At 70.2% G+C, this 18996-nt stretch carries 19 protein-coding genes and 1 rRNA gene; 12 read left to right on the top strand and 8 right to left on the bottom strand.

What is annotated here, in order from left to right:
- The first annotated feature begins 41 nt into the window (after nt 1-41).
- Nucleotides 42-1121 (top strand): phosphate ABC transporter permease PstA, encoded by a 1080-nt coding sequence (pstA, locus tag K7C20_RS21335; RefSeq protein WP_030085338.1) that lies wholly within the window; start codon nt 42-44, stop codon nt 1119-1121.
- A gap of 35 nt (nt 1122-1156) precedes the next feature.
- Complete coding sequence (pstB, locus tag K7C20_RS21330) at nt 1157-1933, top strand: phosphate ABC transporter ATP-binding protein PstB (protein ID WP_053208691.1); 777 nt, start codon at nt 1157-1159, stop codon at nt 1931-1933.
- A 170-nt stretch (nt 1934-2103) separates the two neighbouring features.
- Here the strand turns inward: pstB and K7C20_RS21325 are convergent, their stop codons facing one another.
- Both K7C20_RS21325 and K7C20_RS21320 read right to left on the bottom strand, forming a co-directional pair.
- Complete coding sequence (locus K7C20_RS21325; protein ID WP_030085337.1) at nt 2104-3102, bottom strand: inorganic phosphate transporter; 999 nt, start codon at nt 3100-3102, stop codon at nt 2104-2106.
- Between the two features lie 9 nt (nt 3103-3111).
- Nucleotides 3112-3732 carry a DUF47 domain-containing protein gene (locus K7C20_RS21320; RefSeq protein ID WP_026170326.1) on the bottom strand — a complete coding sequence of 207 codons (621 nt, stop codon included), beginning with the start codon at nt 3730-3732 and terminating at the stop codon, nt 3112-3114.
- A gap of 194 nt (nt 3733-3926) precedes the next feature.
- Between K7C20_RS21320 and K7C20_RS38310 the strand changes: the two genes are divergently transcribed.
- The gene (locus K7C20_RS38310; protein WP_030085334.1) at nt 3927-4343 is read left to right on the top strand and encodes a metal-sensitive transcriptional regulator; all 417 of its coding nucleotides are present in this window, start codon (nt 3927-3929) and stop codon (nt 4341-4343) included.
- A 25-nt stretch (nt 4344-4368) separates the two neighbouring features.
- Here K7C20_RS38310 and K7C20_RS21310 read toward each other — a convergent pair whose 3' ends face one another.
- Complete coding sequence (locus tag K7C20_RS21310) at nt 4369-4587, bottom strand: hypothetical protein (protein ID WP_030085332.1); 219 nt, start codon at nt 4585-4587, stop codon at nt 4369-4371.
- A 146-nt stretch (nt 4588-4733) separates the two neighbouring features.
- Entirely contained in the window at nt 4734-5597 is an 864-nt protein-coding gene (locus tag K7C20_RS21305; protein ID WP_053208690.1) for a hypothetical protein, read from the bottom strand.
- Between the two features lie 173 nt (nt 5598-5770).
- Between K7C20_RS21305 and K7C20_RS21300 the strand changes: the two genes are divergently transcribed.
- Entirely contained in the window at nt 5771-5962 is a 192-nt protein-coding gene (locus K7C20_RS21300) for a hypothetical protein (RefSeq protein WP_030085326.1), read from the top strand.
- A gap of 254 nt (nt 5963-6216) precedes the next feature.
- Nucleotides 6217-7836, top strand: a complete 1620-nt coding sequence (locus K7C20_RS21295; RefSeq protein ID WP_030085324.1) for an FAD-binding oxidoreductase — start codon at nt 6217-6219, stop codon at nt 7834-7836.
- A 115-nt stretch (nt 7837-7951) separates the two neighbouring features.
- Here K7C20_RS21295 and K7C20_RS21290 read toward each other — a convergent pair whose 3' ends face one another.
- Together K7C20_RS21290 and K7C20_RS21285 are read right to left on the bottom strand one after the other, a co-directional pair.
- Nucleotides 7952-8680, bottom strand: coding sequence for a phosphatase PAP2 family protein (locus tag K7C20_RS21290; RefSeq protein ID WP_030085322.1), 729 nt, complete (start codon nt 8678-8680; stop codon nt 7952-7954).
- Between the two features lie 205 nt (nt 8681-8885).
- Nucleotides 8886-9890: a C40 family peptidase gene (locus tag K7C20_RS21285; protein ID WP_030085320.1), complete on the bottom strand. Its 1005-nt coding sequence runs from the start codon at nt 9888-9890 to the stop codon at nt 8886-8888.
- Nucleotides 9891-10108: 218 nt separating this feature from the next.
- Here K7C20_RS21285 and K7C20_RS39020 point away from each other — a divergent pair, with 218 nt between their 5' ends.
- The 7 genes from K7C20_RS39020 (at nt 10109) to K7C20_RS21255 (ending at nt 18174) form a co-directional block, all read left to right on the top strand.
- On the top strand, nt 10109-10231 hold the full coding sequence (locus tag K7C20_RS39020; RefSeq protein ID WP_280921978.1) for a hypothetical protein: 123 nt from the start codon (nt 10109-10111) through the stop codon (nt 10229-10231).
- 295 nt (nt 10232-10526) lie between these two features.
- A complete protein-coding gene (locus K7C20_RS21280) occupies nt 10527-10835 on the top strand; it encodes a hypothetical protein (protein WP_006603970.1) in 309 nt (102 codons plus the stop codon).
- A gap of 501 nt (nt 10836-11336) precedes the next feature.
- Nucleotides 11337-12191 (top strand): hypothetical protein, encoded by an 855-nt coding sequence (locus tag K7C20_RS21275; protein WP_053208865.1) that lies wholly within the window; start codon nt 11337-11339, stop codon nt 12189-12191.
- The gene (locus tag K7C20_RS21270) at nt 12181-13494 is read left to right on the top strand and encodes a hypothetical protein (protein ID WP_078953015.1); all 1314 of its coding nucleotides are present in this window, start codon (nt 12181-12183) and stop codon (nt 13492-13494) included. The genes K7C20_RS21275 and K7C20_RS21270 overlap by 11 nt, the downstream gene beginning before the upstream one ends.
- Nucleotides 13491-15053 carry an SCO6880 family protein gene (locus K7C20_RS21265; protein ID WP_030085316.1) on the top strand — a complete coding sequence of 521 codons (1563 nt, stop codon included), beginning with the start codon at nt 13491-13493 and terminating at the stop codon, nt 15051-15053. Before K7C20_RS21270 ends, K7C20_RS21265 begins: the two co-directional genes overlap by 4 nt.
- Nucleotides 15054-15082: 29 nt before the next feature.
- Nucleotides 15083-16525: an ATP-binding protein gene (locus K7C20_RS21260; protein WP_030085315.1), complete on the top strand. Its 1443-nt coding sequence runs from the start codon at nt 15083-15085 to the stop codon at nt 16523-16525.
- A complete protein-coding gene (locus K7C20_RS21255; protein WP_053208864.1) occupies nt 16522-18174 on the top strand; it encodes a TraM recognition domain-containing protein in 1653 nt (550 codons plus the stop codon). The genes K7C20_RS21260 and K7C20_RS21255 overlap by 4 nt, the downstream gene beginning before the upstream one ends.
- 51 nt (nt 18175-18225) lie before the next feature.
- Here K7C20_RS21255 and K7C20_RS21250 read toward each other — a convergent pair whose 3' ends face one another.
- Entirely contained in the window at nt 18226-18738 is a 513-nt protein-coding gene (locus K7C20_RS21250) for a GNAT family N-acetyltransferase (protein ID WP_030085312.1), read from the bottom strand.
- A gap of 130 nt (nt 18739-18868) precedes the next feature.
- Nucleotides 18869-18985, bottom strand: a 5S ribosomal RNA gene (gene rrf / locus K7C20_RS21245).
- Nucleotides 18986-18996 lie beyond the last annotated feature (11 nt).

Below are 18996 nucleotides of genomic sequence, written 5' to 3'. Positions count from 1 at the left end.
GCGCCTTGCACATGCGTTGCCTCGCGCAGCGAGGTGGCGGCATGAGCATCACGACCGACCGCCCCGCGGTCTCGAACGGCGGCAGCCCGCTTCCGGTCTCCCTCCAGCAGGCCCGGCTCCCCCGCTGGACCCCGCCGGTCCTCGCGCTGGTCGCGGCCGGCGCCGGGTGCGGCATCGGACTGGGCGCCGGCCTGGACAGCACCGTCCAGTGGGGCCTGATCGCCGCCCTGCTCTTCGTCTTCGGCACATTCGCGCTGGCCGCGGTCGTGGAGGGCGCCCGACAGGCCAAGGACCGGCTGGCCACCAGCCTGGTCTGGATCTGCTTCCTGATCGCCGTCATCCCGCTGGCCTCCCTCCTGTGGGAGACCGTCGCCCGCGGCACCAAGGTCCTGGACGGCTACTTCCTGTCCCACTCGATGGGCACCACCCCGGACGCGCTGCCCGGCGGCGGCATCTACCACGCGATCATCGGCACCCTGGAGCAGGTCGGCCTGGCCACCCTGATCGCCGCGCCGATCGGTCTGCTCACCGCGATCTACCTCGTCGAATACGGACGCGGCAAGCTCGCCCGCGCCGTCACCTTCTTCGTGGACGTCATGACCGGCATCCCGTCGATCGTGGCAGGCCTGTTCATCCTCTCCGTATGGATCCTGATCCTCGGCTTCGGCCCGTCCGGCTTCGCCGGCTCGATGGCCCTGGCGATCCTGATGATGCCGGTCGTCGTCCGCTCCACCGAGGAGATGCTCAAGCTCGTCCCGAACGAGCTGCGCGAGGCGTCCCTGGCCCTCGGCGTGCCCAAGTGGCGCACCATCCTCAAGGTCGTCCTGCCGACGTCGATCGGCGGCATCACCACCGGTGTGATGCTCTCCATCGCCCGTATCACCGGTGAGACGGCGCCCGTGCTGCTCCTGGTGTGGGGCGCGAAGACGATCAACAACAACCCGTTCGAAGATGCCCAGCAGTCACTTCCGCTCTACGTTTTCCAACAGTGGCAACAGGGTTCCGAGGCCTCCTACGACCGCGCATGGGCCGCGGCGCTGGTCCTCATCGCCTTCGTCATGATCCTCAACCTGGTGGCCCGCGGCATCGCCCGCTGGAAGGCCCCCAAGACCGGCCGCTGACCCGAGCCGTCCACACGAAAGAAGCAGTGATTTCCATGGCCAAGCGAATCGACGTCAGCGGCCTCTCCGCGTACTACGGCAGCCACAAGGCCATCGACGACATCTCGATGACCGTCGAACCGCGCTCCGTGACGGCCTTCATCGGCCCGTCCGGCTGCGGCAAGTCGACCTTCCTGCGCACCCTGAACCGTATGCACGAGGTCACCCCCGGCGGCCGTGTCGAGGGCAAGGTGATGCTGGACGACGAGAACCTCTACGGCTCCGGGGTCGACCCGGTCGCCGTCCGCCGCACCGTCGGCATGGTCTTCCAGCGCCCCAACCCGTTCCCCACGATGTCGATCTTCGACAATGTCGCGGCCGGTCTGCGGCTGAACGGCTCGTACAAGAAGAGCGAGCTCAAGGACGTCGTCGAGAAGTCCCTCAAGGGCGCCAACCTCTGGAACGAGGTCAAGGACCGGCTGAACAAGCCCGGCTCCGGCCTCTCCGGCGGCCAGCAGCAGCGGCTGTGCATCGCCCGCGCCATAGCGGTCGAGCCGCAGGTGCTGCTGATGGACGAACCGTGCTCGGCGCTCGACCCGATCTCCACCCTCGCCATCGAGGACCTGATCGGCGAGCTCAAGGAGCGCTTCACGATCGTCATCGTGACGCACAACATGCAGCAGGCCGCGCGCGTCTCGGACCGTACGGCCTTCTTCAACCTCGCGGCCGTCGGGCAGCCCGGCAAGCTGGTCGAGATCGACGAGACCGAGCGGATCTTCTCCAACCCCTCGGTCCAGGCCACGGAGGACTACATCTCCGGCCGCTTCGGCTGAGCAGCGAGCGCGGCCCGGCCGCTTGTGCCGGGCCGCTCCCACCACGTCCTGCGGTGCTGCATGGCGGTGCCACCGCAAGACGAAGGGCCCGCCCCTCTTCCCGGGGGGCGGGCCCATTCCTGTGCTCTGCGGCCTGTGCTCCGCGGCCGGTGGCCGCGGGCCGGGGTCCGTCAGCCGAACGCCAGCCGGATGAGCCAGAACGCGAGCGCCGCGACCAGCGCCGCCGCCGGCATCGTGATGAACCAGCCCATCACGATGTTCTTGGCGACGCCCCAGCGCACCGCGCGCGAGCCCTTGGTCGACCCGACGCCCATGATCGCGGAGGTGATCACATGGGTCGTGGAGATCGGCGCCTGGAACATGAACGACGCGGTGTACATGACCGAGGCGGCCGTGGTCTCCGCGGCGAAGCCCTGCGGCGGGTCCAGCTCGATGATGCGGCGGCCCAGGGTGCGCATGATGCGCCAGCCGCCCGCGTACGTACCGAGCGAGAGGGTGAGCGCACAGGCCAGCTTGACCCAGATCGGGATGGCGTCGTTCGCGTCCTCGACGTCGGCGATGACCAGGGCCATCACCACGACACCCATGGTCTTCTGGGCGTCCTGGAGACCGTGGCCGAGCGCCATACCGGCGGCCGAGACGGTCTGCGCTATGCGGAAGCCGCGCTTGGCCTTGTGCGGGTTGGACTTACGGAACATCCAGAGGATGGCGACCATCACCAGATAGCCGAGCACCAGGCCGATGACCGGCGAGATGAACATCGGCAGGACGACCTTCTCGATCACCCCGCCCCAGATGACCTCGGTGCCACCGGCGAGTGCCGCACCGACCATGCCGCCGAACAGCGCGTGCGAGGACGAGGACGGCAGGCCGAAGTACCAGGTGACGAGGTTCCAGACCACCGCGCCGAGCAGCGCGGCGAAGAGAATGCCCATCCCCTGGTTGCCCTGGGGAGTGGCGATCAGTCCTTCACTGACCGTCTTGGCGACCCCGCTGCCGAGAAACGCACCGGCGAGGTTCATCACGGCCGCCATCGCCAGCGCCGCACGCGGGGTCAGTGCCCGCGTCGAGACCGAGGTGGCGATGGCGTTCGCGGAGTCGTGGAAGCCGTTGGTGTAGGTGAAACCGAGCGCGACCACAATGGTCACGACGAGCGCGAAGGTGTCCATGGGCGGCGCTCAGGACTCCTTGACCGCGATGGTCTCGACCGTGTTGGCGACATGCTCGAACGCGTCCGCCGCCTCTTCCAGGATGTCCACGATCTGCTTGAGCTTGAGGACCTCGATGGCGTCGTACTTGCCGTTGAAGAGGTGCGCGAGCAGCTTGCGGTGGATCTGGTCGGCCTGGTTCTCCAGGCGGTTGACCTCGATCCAGTACTCGGTGAGGTTGGTCATGGTCCGCAGATGCGGCATGGCCTCGGCGGTCAGCTCGGCCGCCCGCGCCAGTACCTCGATCTGCTGGTCGACGCCCTTGGGCAGCTCCTCCACCTTGTAGAGGACGACCAGGTCGACCGCCTCTTCCATGAAGTCCATGATGTCGTCGAGCGACGAGGCGAGGTTGTAGATGTCCTCGCGGTCGAACGGCGTGATGAACGAGGAGTTCAGCTGGTGGAAGATCGCGTGGGTCGCGTCATCACCCGCGTGCTCCGCCGCCCGCATCCGCTCGGCGATCTCTGCACGAGCGGAGGCGTCCGCCCCGAGCAGTTCCATCAGGAGCTTGGAGCCCGTGACGATGTTGTCCGCGGAGGCGGCGAACATGTCGTAGAAGCTCGTCTCCCTGGGGGTCAGACGAAAGCGCACGTGAAATCCTCGGGGTGCATCGGATTCGGTCGAGTTGATGCTAGGCGCATCATCCAGCCACAGCTAACCGGCATTCCTTCAGTGTCGCCCATCGTGCAGCATGCTCTGCACGGGGTACCACAGGTGCCCGCAAAGTTCGGTACCATATACCCACCAGGGGTATATAGATCGCCTAGATGCCACGGGAGACGGCCATGACGCCCACGGACGCCGACACCAACGGCAGTGCCGCAGCCGCCGCGGCCCGCCACCCCCAGCAGCCGGACACCGACCCCCGAGGCGAAGCCCAAACCGTGACCGATAACGCAGAGACATCGCCGACATCCGGTACACACGGCTACGCAAAGCAGAAGGACGCACACATCAAGCGACTGCGCCGGATCGAGGGGCAGATCCGCGGGCTCCAGCGGATGCTCGAAGAGGATGTCTACTGCATCGACATACTCACGCAGGTCTCGGCCAGTACGAAGGGCCTCCAGTCCTTCGGCCTCCAGCTCCTGGAGGAGCACCTGCGGCACTGCGTCGCCGACGCCGCCGTCAAGGGACCCGAGGCCATCGACGCCAAGGTCCAGGAGGCCACCAAGGCCATCGAGCGGATGCTGCGCACCTGAACCGGCCGGCCCGCCGCACCCCGCACTAGCCGGGGGCGCGGCACGCGGCTCCAGGCCGCGGGGGCATCCGGTCCGCGCCGCCGCCCTGCCCCTCGACCTCCAGCACCTCGTCGATACGGTCCGGGCTGAGCCGATCCTCGCTCGCGGCCGCGGCCGCGATCATCAACTCACCAGTCAGGTCGATCTCGACGAGGGCTACGTAGTCCTGAACCGTCGTAGGGCGGTGTCCGGCCACGTACAACACCTCCTCCTTCGAGCGCCTTCCCACGCCTTGGGTGGTTACCGCCAGCGTAAAGACGGGCGCACGCTCCGCGCATGGCACGGATGGACCATTTCCGCCATCCGGCACGCGCCCCGGTCACGTGCCCGGCCGCCCCGCGGCGTCCGGCCCTACTGCGCGGGCGAAGCGATCTTCCCCGCATAGATGTCGTGCTCGTCCGGCAGCTGCACCGCTACCTTCGTCCCGAAATCGGACAGTTCCGTGGTGGAGGTCACCGATGCCCCCTCCGGCGCACCGTTGGCGAAGCGGAACCACTGGCGCACCTTGCGCAGCCGCCCGTCCTCGTCCAGATACGCGTCGAAGGGCACCGCGTCGGTGGTGAACCCCTGCTCCGCGGCGACCAGCGCGGGCCGCGTACGCGGCGACGCCGCCCCGGCGGCCGTCCCGATGTCCGTCGTCCCGCGGTAGTGCCGCACCATGACGCCGTCCAGCCGCTCCTCGCCCTGATAGGTCACCTCCCGTGCGCCGCGCAGCAGTTCGGCGGCGGCCAGCGGATCGGTCGCACCGCCGGTGACCAGATTCCCGTCGCTCAGTGAAGCGGTGTCCACCCGCACCCACTTGTCGGCGGGCACCCCCGCCCCGCGGTTCTTCATGAACAGCGCACCGGGCGCGAGGATTTCCGTGATCGGCTGATGGCCGCCGCTGGGCCGGCCCGCCGGGTCGGGCAGGACGACCCGCAGCCGGCCGGTGCTCGTGGCGAAGTCGTAGCCGCCCCTGCCGCGGATGGCGACGCGGGTGCCGCCGCTCACCGTCTCCATGGAGGTGAGGACCCTGGCGGAGCCGGCCCGCAGCAGGGCGGCGGCGCTGTTGCGGACCTCCGCGGCGGCAGCGGCGGCCCGGACGGACGGCTCCTGGTCGTCGGCCGCGGCGCCGTCCGGGGAACAGCCCGTCGTCAGCAGCCCGACCGCCAGACCCGTTCCGCACGCCACGGCCACGGCGGCCGCGCCGCCGCCTCGCCTGTCCTGCACCACCATCGCGTACGAGCCCCCTCGGCCGCTGTCTTCGGGAACGGCCTGGGCCGGCCGGTCCGCTCGGGAGGGTCGGGCGTTCCGCCGGCGCCGCACCTGACGTTCCGTCGACCGCTCGGTTCAACGACCGTTAACGGGGCTCGTCACGCACGGGCACCTGGGACGCGTAGCGTGACGGGGTGCCCGACCGAGTCCTCCACGCGACCTCCACCGTCGAAAGCGGTTCCTTCTGCACGGCCCGCTGCACCTGCGGCTGGCGGGGACCGGCCCGCCGGGCCCGCTCACAGGCGCGTACGGACGCGGAGCGCCATCTGGCCGATGCCGAGACCGGCCCGGATACGGGCAGCAAGTCCGGCCGCCCCCTGGAATGACGAAGTCCGTTCCGGGAACCCCCCACGCCCGTACCGCATCTGGCTAGTGAGGGAAGCAAGCGCACCGCGCCGGTAACGGACTTCACGGACGGCACCGGACAGCGTGGAGCAATACCGGGCACAGCGGAACGTGCGGGCAGCGCGCCGCCGCACCCGCCCGGTGCGGCGTTCCCGGCACGTGCCCCGCGACCGGCGGCCGGGCCACCGGCAGGCGGGGCAGGACCGTAAAAAAACATCGAGGGGGATTCATCCCAGTGAAGCGGCGCACACTCCTGCAGGCGGGCGGCGGACTGGCGGCGGCCTCGGTCGCCTTGGCCACCGGCTGCGACAACAAGACCGGCAAGGCGGGTGCGGCGTCCTCCGGCACCGCCACGGAGGCCGCGGCCGGCGCCGGCGCGGCACAGACCAATGCGGCGGCCGCTGCCGGGGGCGCCGCCAAGGGCCGGGCCTCGCAGTCCTCCTGGACCGCGCTGGGCAAGAGCCTCGACGGCAAGCTGGTGCGGGCCTCCGACGCCGCCTACGCGACCGCCCGACGCCTCTACAACACCCGCTACGACACGCTGAAGCCGTCGGCCATCGCCTATGTGAAGCATCCGGCGGACATCGCCGAATGCCTCGCCTTCGCCCGGCGGTACGACACCCCGGTCGCCATCCGCAGCGGCGGCCACTCCTACGCGGGCTGGTCCAGCGGCAACGGCAAGCTCATCGTCGACGTCTCCGCCCTCTCCAAGGTCGGCGCGCCCTCCGGCGGCATCACCCGCATCGGCGCCGGCGCCAAGCTCATCGACGTCTACGAGGGCCTCGGGGCGCACGGCGTGACGATACCCGGGGGCTCCTGCCCCACCGTCGGCATATCCGGCCTCACCCTCGGCGGCGGCCATGGCGTGGTCTCCCGCGCGTACGGGCTGACCTGCGACAGCCTCGTCGGCGCCACCCTCGTCACGGCCGACGGCAAGACCGTCGACTGCGACAAGAAGCAGCACTCCGACCTCTTCTGGGCACTGCGCGGGGCCGGCAACGGCAACTTCGGTGTGGTCACCGAACTCCGCTTCCGTACCCATCCGGCGCCGCGCGCGGTGATGGCGTACATGACCTGGCCGTGGGCCAAGGCGGCGAAGGTCGTGGCGTCCTGGCAGAAGTGGGGGCCGGTGCAGGCCGACGAGATATGGTCCGCCTGCCATCTCGACGCCCGCCCCGGCAACACCCCGTCCGTCTCCATCGCGGCCTTCTCCCTGGGCAGCTACCGCGAACTCCAGAACGCCATCGACAAGCTCGCCGACCAGGCGGGGGGCCCCGGCCCCGCCAAGAGCGTCCACCTCACGCCGACCGGCTACCTGGACGCGATGGAGTCCTACGCGGGCTGCTCCTCCAAGTCCACCGCGCAGTGCCATATGCCGGGTTCGCTGCCCGGCCAGACCGGCGCCGGAAAGCTGGGCCGCGAGACCTACGCCGCCCGCTCGCACTTCTTCGACCGCTCGCTGTCCACGGCCGGTATCCGCACCCTGATGGACCAGATCGAGGCGTGCGGCCGCAAGGGCGTCAACGGGAACGTGGCGCTGACGGCGCTGGGCGGCGCGATCAACCGCGTCGGGCGCACGGACACCGCCTTCGTCCACCGCGGCTCGAAGTTCCTCGCCCAGTACCTGACGTCCTGGCCGGCGAACGGCTCGCCCGGCACGCGCACAGCGTGGCTGAATTCCTTCCATGACGCGATGCGCCGCCACTCCTCGGGCGCCGCCTACCAGAACTACACCGACCCCGGCCTCACCGACTGGAAGTCCGCCTACTACGGCGCCGCCGCAACCCGTCTCGCCCAGGTCAAGCGGACCTACGACCCGCAGCGGCTGTTCAGCACCTTCCCGCAGGCGCTCTGAGACCCGCGGACACACGGACGGCCCGGCCCCCGCATGGGGTCCGGGCCGTCCGCATCCGCCAGGTCGTCAGTCCCGGGAGCTGCCGCGCCGGTTCGTCCAGCCGGCCGGCCGCGCCTCAGGCCGCCAGATCCTTGTCCTTGTGCCCCCGCGGCATCCCCGATCCCGTGGCCACCACCCGGCCGCCCTCGGCGTCCTGCCCCGCGGAACCGCCCGCGCCCGCCGCCTCGACGCCCCGCGCCTGCACCAGCCGGCCCAGCTTCGAGCGGCCGATCGCCGTCGTCAGCGGCACGAGCAGCGCCTGCGCGAGCGGTGCGAGCAGCAGCGCGACGGCGGTGCCCAGGGCGAACCCGCCGATCACGTCGGTCGGGTAGTGCACGCCCATGTAGACGCGGCAGAAGCCCTCCGCGAGCGCCAGCGCGATCCCGATCAGGCCGTACTTGCGGTGGGCGAGGAACAGGCCGACGCCGACCGCCATGGTGAGCGTCGCGTGGTCGCTCACGAACGAGAAGTCGCTCTTGCCGGGGATCAGCACTTCCAGCCCGGCATGGTCCTTGAACGGCCGCGGCCGCTCGACGAACCCGCGGATCGGGATGTTGGCCAGCAAGGCGATGCCCGCGGCCAGCGGCGCCCAGACCAGGCCCGCGACGACGGAGGGCGCGTCCGGCCTGCGGCGCGCGGCCCACCAGGCGATCAGACACAGCACCGCGAGGCCGGCGATGATGCCGTACTCGCCGATGTACTCCATGGCCTTGTTGACCCAGTGCGGGGCGTCCTTCGCGAGGCCGTTGATGCCGTCGAGCACGTCGACGTCGGGGTTCGGCCCCTCGAGTGCGAGTCCAGCCATCTGCCGCGGCCCCTTATCTTTCGCGCGCGCAAGCGCCGTCGTGTGCTGCCTGCCCCCGTGGTCGTCGAGCGTGTGCTGCGTCGAGCTCTGCTACGTCCCCACGCCAAGGAAACGCGATGCGCGGCCTCGGCGTTCCACTCTCCACCGGATGATCACCAGGACGTTATCGAAGCTTGACTCATCACCGCAGTTCAGGGCCCTATGTTCACGCAGCGTTCGTACCGGGCAGCGCTTTTGCGCCATCGGACGTGACGCGCGTGGCACCGATGTAGTCCGGCGAGTCGATCTTGTCGAACCGGATCACGGCCCCGGTGTACGGCGCATTGATCATGTATCCGCCACCCACATAGATCCCCACATGGTGGATCGACCGCGGGTCCTTCAAGTTGTAGGCGAAGAACACCAGGTCACCCGGGAGCAGCTCGTCCCGCTTCGGATGCGCCCCGGCGTTCCACTGGTCGTTCGCCACCCGGGGCAGCTCGATGCCCACGGAGCGGTACGCCGCCTGGGTCAGCCCCGAACAGTCGAACCGCCCGCCCTGCGCCGCCGTTCCGGTACCACCCCACAAATAGCGCGTGCCGAGCTTCTCCTGCGCGAAGTAGATGGCCCCCGCGGCCTGCTTCGACGGCGCCACCGGGCCCGACGGCGCCTCGAAGCTCTTCGCCAGGGTCGTGATCGTCTTCACGTAGTTCTGTGTCTCGCGGTACGGCGGCACCCCGTTGTACTGGATCACGCGGTACGCCCCCGCGTTGTACGCGGCGAGCATGTTGTGCGTGGCGTTGCCCGGCGCGCCCTTCACATAGCCGGCCAGCTCGCAGTCGTACGAGGCCGCCGACGCGATCGCGTCCTGCGGGTCCCACACGTCCTTCTTGCCGTCGCCGTTCCCGTCGATGCCGTGGGTCTGCCACGTCCCCGGGATGAACTGGGCCATGCCCTGCGCGGACGCCGGACTCTGCGCCCTGGGGTTCCACCCGCTCTCCTGGTAGAGCTGCGCCGCCAGCAGCGGAGGGCTTATCGCCGGGCAGAGCGTCCCCCACTTCTGCACCAGTTGCTGATACTCGGCCGGCACCGCGCCCTTCGCCAGGCCGAGCGCCCGCCCGCCGGCTCCGGCCAGCCCGGCCGCCACCGTGTACGTACCGATCACAAGCAGCCCGAGCAGGCAGAGCACCAGCCCCACCCCGAGCCCACCGGCCACCCAGAATTTCCGCACGCCCCAACCCTCCCCCATTCAGCCGCGGTTCACTGCCTTTTTCCGGTCGCTCCGCGCGCGCCGTGCCGCTCCCGGCGCAGCACGACGGCGCATGACACGGCGCATGACACGACGCAGGGGGCGCTCCGGAACAGGGTGAGATTCCGCTCACACGGCGGCATCCGGAACACCGCCGGATGGGCGACACTGCACCAGAGACCCGAGACGAGACGAGAGCCGTGGACCCGAACAATCAGAAGCAGATGAGCCGGCACCTGTGGTGGCGCGTCGGGTATTTCCTGTTCGCGATCCATCTCGTGGCACTCGCCATGATCTTCGCCATCTCGCACGCTCCGAAGTAGCCCCGCACGGACCACGGCCGCCACCCGAACGGCCTCCGGCCCGCACGGCGCGCCGGACCGACCACCACCCCTTCCGATGATCATTGCTCAGGGTTGACCCCCGTGATACACACAGTGAGACCCATCGGTTCCATGGACGGTGTGCGCCCCCACGCACACGCCGCCCCCACGGGATCCGTCAAAGAAAGCCGCCAAGTCGACAGCTGACGGCCCGTTTGTCGGCGAAGATAGAGACTGACCTGTGCCGCGTCGGCACAGGCACACAACTACCCATCAAGGGGCGGTGAGTTCACACATGTTCATTGCGGCCGAAAAAGGCGACATCACCACCATCATCGGCGGAATCGCCCCGGACTGGGGCCCGTTCGGGAGCCTGGGCAACGAAGCCCGCGTGATGATCGAAGTGGTCATGGCGGTGGCGATCCTGCTGTGCCTCGGCATCGCGATCTGGGGCGCCGCCAAACAGCGCATCGGCGCCACCGCGCTGCGCGACACCTTCAGCGCCGAGCAGGGCAAGGGCCTGATCGTGGCCGGCCTGACCGGCGTCTTCATCATCGGCTCCCTGGGGACGCTGTTCACCATCGTCTACGGCATGGCGGTCTAGCGCGGCCACTCCCCGGGACGCCGCCGCCCCGACCGCCGCCCGTACGGTGCGCCGCCCCTGGCACGCGCCCGTCCCCGGGCCGCCCCCCATGCGCCCCCGCCCGCCATCTCTCCGCCGCCCCGTGCCTCCACTCGCTCCCACCGGCCCCACCTCCCCTGCCGAGGCCCCATGCTGACGCCCCCTCACGCCCGGCTCGACGGACCCCGCCCCCACGTCCTCGTCACCCCCGCCACCAGCGGACCGATTGGGCCGGCCGCTGCGCGGGGACAGGTGGACCCGGAGGCAGGAAGGCACAAGAAGGCGACGGCAACCGTGGAGCGGGCGATGAGCACAAATGACCCAGAGTCCCCCATTCGCCTCTGCCGTACCGCATCTGAGGACCCGTCACGGTGAGATGTACTCGTACCGCTGCGCCCAAGCCGCCGCCCGCGCGGCTACGGTCATATGAGGGCGGCACAACTACGGCACGAACGCGACGGCGGCAGAGGGGGCACAGGCTCGATGAGTCTCAGTGACGACGGCGGCTACGGCGGCGACGGCCACCGCGGTTCCGAGACGGGCCAGACACGCACCAGACTTCCCGACAACGACGGTGACAGCTACGGCTCGGGACGGCGGCCGCGCGCAGGCATGTCCAGCCGCAACCTCGTCACCATCGTCGGCGTGATCGTCCTGCTGCTCGCGGCCATCGCCTTCGCCAACCGCGGCGGCAGCGGCAACAGCGAAACCCCGGCCGGCGACTCCGCCAAGGACGCCGGCCACGCCCAGCCCACCGCCCCCACCGGCACCAAGCCGGCCACCGGCAAGAACGGGGGGATCGCCGCGGGCTTCGCCAAGACGGAGCAGGGGGCGCAGTCGGCGGCGGCGAATTACGTGGTGGCGCTCACCAGCGACGGCATGTACCAGGCCGACAGTCGGCAGGAGATCGCCCAAGCCGTCTATGCGCCGTCCGTGGCAGCGGCGCGCAAGAACGACCTCGACAAGGTGTACTCCGATCGCGCCTTCCTCGGCCGGATCGGTCTCGAGCCGAACGGCGCGCCCCCCAAGGGAATGATCTTCGTTTCGCGCGCCAACCCGGTAGGCACGAAGGCCGAATCGTTCAAGGGCGACACGGCCAAGGTCTCGGTCTGGTATTCCGCTCTCTTCGGCCTCGCGGGGTCGCAGTCCAAGAACCCCGTCACGGAGAGCTGGTACACGAACACCTTCGACCTTCAGTGGACGGGCGGGGACTGGAAGGTCACGAACTTCACGCAGAAGGACGGTCCCGCTCCGATCGGGAGGGACCAGGCTGCCGCGTCGGCAGAGGACATGACCAAGGCCGTGCAAGGGTTCGGAGGGTTCACCTATGCCCGCTAACAGTCGTCGTCGCACCCTCTCGCTGGCCGCATTGGTGACGGTTGTCCAGACAAACGCTGTACTCCTGGCCTCACGTGCCTTCGCAGCACCGAGTCCCACCCCGAGCAGCGACCCTTGCGATCTCGTCCGAGGCCCCGCCAAGGACTACTGCCAATCCGACAAATCCGGCTCCGGCGCCCCCAAATCCCCCGGCGGCCTCACCGACAACAACCCCCTCGACCCCCTCGACTCCCTGGCCAAAGGCTGCGCCAAAGCCGCCGCCTGGATCGTCACCAAGCTCTCCGACGCGGTGAAGGCCACTTCGCAGGTGGACTTCACCAACACGGCCTTCCTGCGGCAGTACGCCGTCGTCTTCGCCGCCTCGACCATCCTCACGCTCGTCCTGTGGCTGCTGGCCGTCGCCAAGCGCGCGGTGCGCGGGGTGCGGCTCACGGAGGCGATCGGCGAGGCGGTCGGGTTCCTCTGGCTGACCGTGCTCGCCTCCGCCTTCACCCCGCTCATCCTCTACACGATCGTCTCGGCGACCGACGGGGTCACCGAGATCATCGCCAAGGGGACGGGGGCGCAGACCGACACCTTCTTCGGGGCGTTCTCCCAGGCCCTCACGAAGGGCACGGACATCGGCGGCGGCCCGATCATGCTGATCGTGGTCTCGCTGGTCTCCGTGCTCGCCGCCGGTGTGCTGTGGCTGGAGCTGGTGATCCGCGCCGCGCTGCTGTACGTCGGGGCGCTGCTCGGCACGGTCGTCTACGCCGGACTGGTCGACAAGAACATGTGGGGGCATGTGCGCCGCTGGGCGGGCATCATGATCGCAGTGATCATGGTGAAGCCGGTCATCGTGATCGTGCTCGGCGTCGCCGGTGCGCTCTCCCACGACAAGGGCCCGAACGCCTTCTCCGCGGTCGTCTCCGGCCTCGCGATCATCATCCTCGCCATCTTCGCCAGCGCGGTGATCTACCGCTTCGTCCCCGGCTTCGGCGACGAGATGGTCTCGGCCCGTACGAACAAGGGCCGGGCCACCGACGGCAGCCAGGCCGCCGCCATGATCTCCTCGCCCGCGGCGCTGGTGTCCCAGGGCATCAAGACCCACAGCTCCCGCAGGTCCGGCGGGGACGGCGGTGCCCAGGGCGCGCAGGGCGGCCAGTCCCGGCCGGCCGACGCGGTGGCCGGCGGTGTCGCCGCGCACAGCTCCCGCACCGGCGGCGGCCGCTCCTCGGCACCCGCCACCCCCGCTCCCCGTACGAACCCCGGCCCGAGCAGCAGCTCCCGCACCGGCAAGACAGCAGGAGGTGAGGGGCGTTGAGCACGCAGTCCCACCCGATCGCGCCACGTCGCACCTATCTCATCGGCCGCGCCCGGCCCAACGCGATCGTCGGCAAGAACCGCGAGACCGGTGAGATCGCGCTGATCATCGTGGGGGCGTTCCTCGGCATGATGTGCGGGCTGCTGGTGCCCATGCTGCCGCTGCGGATCGCGTCGCTCACCGGCTTCCCGATGCTGGGACTCGCCCTCGTCTACGTGCCGTACAAGGGCCGTACGTTCTACAAGTGGTTCGAGATCCGGCGCAGCTTCCGCCGTACGGTCCGCCGCGGCGCCGGCTACCGCTCCGGCGCCGCCGAGGCCGGCATCCGGCTGGACGGCCGGGAGGTCGAGATCGGCCCGCCGCCCGGCATCGGCCGGATCAACTGGCTCTCCGCCCCGTTCGGCCCGGACGAGATCGCGGTGCTGCTGCACGCCGACCGCAAGACGGTGACGGCCGCCATCGAGATCGAGGGGCCGGGCGTCGGCCTGCGCGACAGCGAGGACCAGGAGGCGCTGGTCGACCGCTTCGGGACGCTGCTCAAGCATGTGGCCAACGGCGACGGCTTCGTGACCCGGATTCAGATGCTGGCCCGTACGCTGCCCGCCGACCCGGACGCCCACGCCAAGGACGTCGCCCAGCGCGGCGACCGCTCCTCCCCGGCCTGGCTCCAGGAGTCCTACGACCAGCTCCAGTCGATGGTCTCCACCTCCTCCGAGCAGCACCGCGCCTACCTCGTCGCCTGTATGCACTACACCCGCGAGCTGGCCGCCGAGGCGCACACCATGGCGCGCGCCGCCCGGATGCACCAGGGCGGGCTGCTGCGCAAGAAGCTGGACCGGGACGCGGGTCTCGCCGTCGTCATGGCCCGTGAGCTGACCGATATCTGCGCCCGGCTCGCCGAGGCCGACATCCGCGTACGCCAGCCCCTCGGCCAGGCCCGCCTCGCCTCCCTCGTGCACTCCATGTACGACCCGGACCACCCCATCGACCACATCCAGGCGATGAGCAAGCGCAACGCCTGGCCGGCCGAGCTCGACGCGATGGAGCCGACGTATCTCCAGGCCAAGACGCGGGAGTCGACGACCCGCGCGCCGTGGTGCCACGCCACCGCCTGGGTCAAGGAGTGGCCGCTGACCCCGGTGGGCGTCAACTTCCTCGCGCCCCTCCTGGTGCACACCCCGGACGTGATCCGTACGGTCGCGGTCTGCATGGACCTGGAGCCCACCGAGATCGCCATCGAGCGGATGCTGACGGAGAAGACCAACGACGACGCGGAGGCCAGCCGCGCGGCGAAGATGAACCGGGTCGTCGACCCGCGGGACGTCGCCCACCACGGCCGCGTCGACCAGCGCGGTGAGGACCTGGCGTCCGGCGCCGCCGGCGTCAACCTCGTCGGCTACCTCACGGTCTCCTCCCGCTCGCCCGAGGCGCTCGCGCGCGACAAGCGCACCATCCGTGCCTCGGCCGGCAAGTCCTACCTCAAGCTGGAGTGGTGCGACCGCGAGCACCACCGGGCGTTCGTCAACACCCTGCCGTTCGCGACCGGGATCCGCCGCTAAAGCCGCTGGGAGGCGCGTACGTCATGGCCATGCTCGATCCACTCGGAGCGCTCACCGACGCGTTCACCAGCTTCCTGTTCGGGAAGGTGGAGACGACCCGGCTGCCCGTACGCACCTCCACCGGCCAGGCACAGGCGGTCTATCTGCCGACCGCCGCCCCTGGTCTCGGCGACTCCGGCGTGATCATCGGCCGTGAGGTCTACAGCGGCAAGGGGTACATCTACGACCCCTTCCAGCTGTACGGGCAGCAGCTGCCCGCCCCGCACTGGCTGGTGCTCGGCGAGTCCGGCAACGGCAAGTCGGCGCTGGAGAAGACCTACGTCCTGCGGCAGTTGAGGTTCCGTGACCGTCAGGTCGTGGTGCTGGACGCCCAGGGTGAGGACGGCGTCGGCGAGTGGAACCTCATCGCCCAGGAGCTGGGGATAACTCCCATCCGCCTGGACCCGACCGCCGCCCTCAACGGCGGCATCCGCCTCAACCCCCTCGACCCGTCGATCACCACCACGGGCCAGCTGGCCCTGCTGCGTACGATCATCGAGGTCGCGATGGGCCACGGCCTCGACGAGCGCTCCGGCTTCGCCCTCAAGGTCGCGCATGCCTACGTCACCGAGACCATCACCACCCGGCAGCCCGTGCTGACCGACATCGTCGAGCAGCTGCGGCACCCGGAAGCGGAGTCGGCGGAGGCGATGAACGTCGACATAGATGACGTCCGGGCCTGGGGTCTGGACGTGGCGCTGGTTCTCGACCGGCTCGTCGACGGTGACCTGCGCGGCATGTTCGACGGCCCCACCTCGGCGGGCATCGACCTCGACGCCCCGCTGATCGTCTTCGACCTGTCGCACATCGACCGCAACTCCATCGCCATGCCGATCCTGATGGCGATCGTCGGCGTCTGGCTGGAACACACCTGGATCCGCCCCGACCGCAAGAAGCGCATCTTCCTGGTCGAAGAGGCCTGGCACATCATCAACTCGCCCTTCGTGGCCCAGCTCTTCCAGCGGCTGCTGAAGTTCGGCCGCCGGCTCGGCCTGTCGTTCGTGGCCGTCGTGCACCACCTCAGCGACGTGGTCGACGGCGCCGCCGCACGGGAGGCCGCGGCCATCCTCAAGATGGCCTCCACCCGCACCATCTACGCCCAGAAAGCCGACGAGGCACGGGCCACGGGGCGGGTGCTCGGCCTGCCACGCTGGGCCGTAGAGATCATCCCGACCCTGACCCCCGGCATCGCGGTCTGGGACGTCAACGGCAATGTCCAGGTCGTCAAACACCTCATCACCGAGGCCGAACGCCCGCTGGTCTACACCGACCGCGCGATGACCGAGGCCTCCGCGATGAGCGAAGCCTCCGCCATGCCCACGGACGAGGCACGCGCCCTCCAGGCGGCGGCGGACGCCGAGGCCGAGGCACGCGCCGAAGCCATGGCGATGGAGCGGCAGTGGAGAGACGAGTCGAGCGAGACGGTGGCGTGACGCGCGGATACGACGACGAACGAGGCGGCCGCGGCTACCGCGGGGCACCCGACGGCCGGGGCCGCGGCATCCCCGACTCCCTGCTGGTCGGACTGCTCGCCTTCCTGCTGGGCCTGACCGTGCTGGTGTGGACCGCGACCGGCCTGGCCGGCCTGTTCACCCACGGCGCCTGGCCCGACGGCGTCACCTACCCCGGCACCCCGATGGCTCTGCGCCATCTGGTCTCCGCGCCGCATGACATGGCCGCCGCCTGGCCCGACACCCCCAAGGCCCAGCTCTCCGGGTACGGCCTGTTCTGGGGCATCCTCATCGGCGAGCTGATGGTGCTGCTGGTCCTGACGATCTTCACGCTGGGGACGATCACCCGCTATCGCGCCGTACGCACGGCCCGGCGGGCGACGGCCCGAGAAGCCCGGCAGGCGGCACACGACGCCCGGGAGGCGGAACGCTCCACGCGGCAGGCCGGAGAGGCGCGGGAAGCCCGGGAGACAGCCCGCCCCGCCCCGTCGTCCACGGCGTCCACGGCGTCCACGGCGTCCACGGCGTCCACGGCGTCCACGGCGTCCAGCGAGGATGCGCCGGCCAAGCCCGCCCCCTCCCCCACGCCCTCACCGCTGCTCGAACCCGCGGCCGCGGCCACCGGCCCCGTCCCCGAGCAGCGCACCGCTCCCCCGGCCGCCCCCGCGCCCCCGGGGACCGACCCCCTCACCGAACCCGCCCTCCCCCGCATCCAGTTCGCCACCGACCGTGCCCTCACCCTCGGGGCGTCCCTCACCACCGCGGCCGCCGCCCCGGGCCCCCTGATCGTCGCCACGACGGACCCCACCCTCTGGTCCGAGACCAAGGACTCCCGCGCCAAGCTCGGCCCGCTGCTGACCTACGACCCCACGCACCGCCTCGACACACCGGCCCGGCTGCGCTGGTCACCGACCTCCGGCTGCACGGACCTCGCCACCGCCACCACCCGTGCCGCCGCGCTGCTGGCGCCCGTACGTCCTTCCGGGACGCTGGACTCGGCCGTCGCGGACGCCGCCCAGACCTTGCTGCGCTGCTGGCTGCACGCCGCCGCGGTGGACGGCCGCCCGTTCCGCCAGCTGCACCGCTGGGCACACACCGCCGGTGCCGCCCAGGAGCCCGTACGTATCCTGCGCACCAGCGCCAAGGCCTCCGCCGGCCAGGCCGGCGAGCTGGAGTCCGTACTCACCGCACACCCCGAACGCCGGGAAGCGGCACAGCAGTTGGTCGGCCGCGCGCTGACCGCCCTCTCCTCCATCCATATCCGGGACGCCTGCAATCCACTTCGAGCAGATTCGGCCCTCCTCGAATCATTTATCGACGAGGGGGGAACGCTTTACGTGGTAGGCGATCCCATCGAGGATCCGCGTACCGACCCGGGTGCGATGCCCTTGCTCACCGCACTCCTCTCGAGCGTGGTCGAGCACGGCCGCCGCATGGCCGAACGGTCATCTGACGGTCGGCTCGACCCACCACTCACCCTCGTCCTGGACGACATCGCGGCCCTCGCCCCACTGCCCGCTCTCCCCGGCCTCCTCGAAACGGGCCGCAGCCGCGGACTGCTGACGCTGGCGACGATGCGCTCCCGGGAACAGGCCCGCGCCCGCTGGCCCCACCACTCCCTCCCGGCCTGACACCTGCCCGAGGCCTTCCGCGGAAGTGCCCCAGCGCCGGCCGACCACTCACTACCCCCTGGTCAGCGCCATCTCCCGGTCCACAGCACGGGGGTTCTTCGGATCCGGGAGGGTCAGCCCGGTCGCCACAAATCCCAGCGCCCGATAGAAGGCCTCGGCCCGCAGGTTCTCCTCGTGCACCCACAGCCGTACGCGCTCCACCACCGGCTCCACGAGGTCCCACGACCACCCGACCGCCGCCTCGCACAATTCCCGCGCCAGCCCCGTCCCCCGATGCTCGGGCCGCACATAAACCCCCACCACCTGCGTCTGCGGTATGTCCGCATCCCCCTCGACCAACACGACCACCATGCCGCCCCAACTGCCGTCCGCCGCCTCCCCGACGAACGTCAGCGCCGAACCGCCGGCCGCCCTCCGCTGCCAGAATGCGTCCGGCTGACCAACCGCGCCCTCATAGGTCTCGTTGAACGCCACCCGGGCAACCGGATCCGCCAAGGCAGCCAGCCTCAGCTCCTTGAGCCGCTCCCACTCCCCCGCCCGCACCGCCCTGACCACGTATCCCATGCACCCCACCATCCCAGCGCCGAGCCCCCAGAGCGAAAATGCCCCGCCCCGGACCGAAACCCGGAAACGAGGCACCCCGGAACGCAGAAAAGCCCCGCACCATAAGGTGCGGGGCTTCCCCACAATGATTGTTCGGCGGCGTCCTACTCTCCCACAGGGTCCCCCCTGCAGTACCATCGGCGCTGAAAGGCTTAGCTTCCGGGTTCGAAATGTAACCGGGCGTTTCCCTAACGCAATGACCACCGAAACACTATGAAG

The organism is Streptomyces decoyicus (assembly GCF_019880305.1).
GTDB classification, from domain to species: Bacteria; Actinomycetota; Actinomycetes; order Streptomycetales; family Streptomycetaceae; genus Streptomyces; species Streptomyces decoyicus.
The sequence above is the reverse complement of the archived record's forward strand: the minus strand, read 5'-3'. Positions and strand labels throughout refer to the sequence as shown.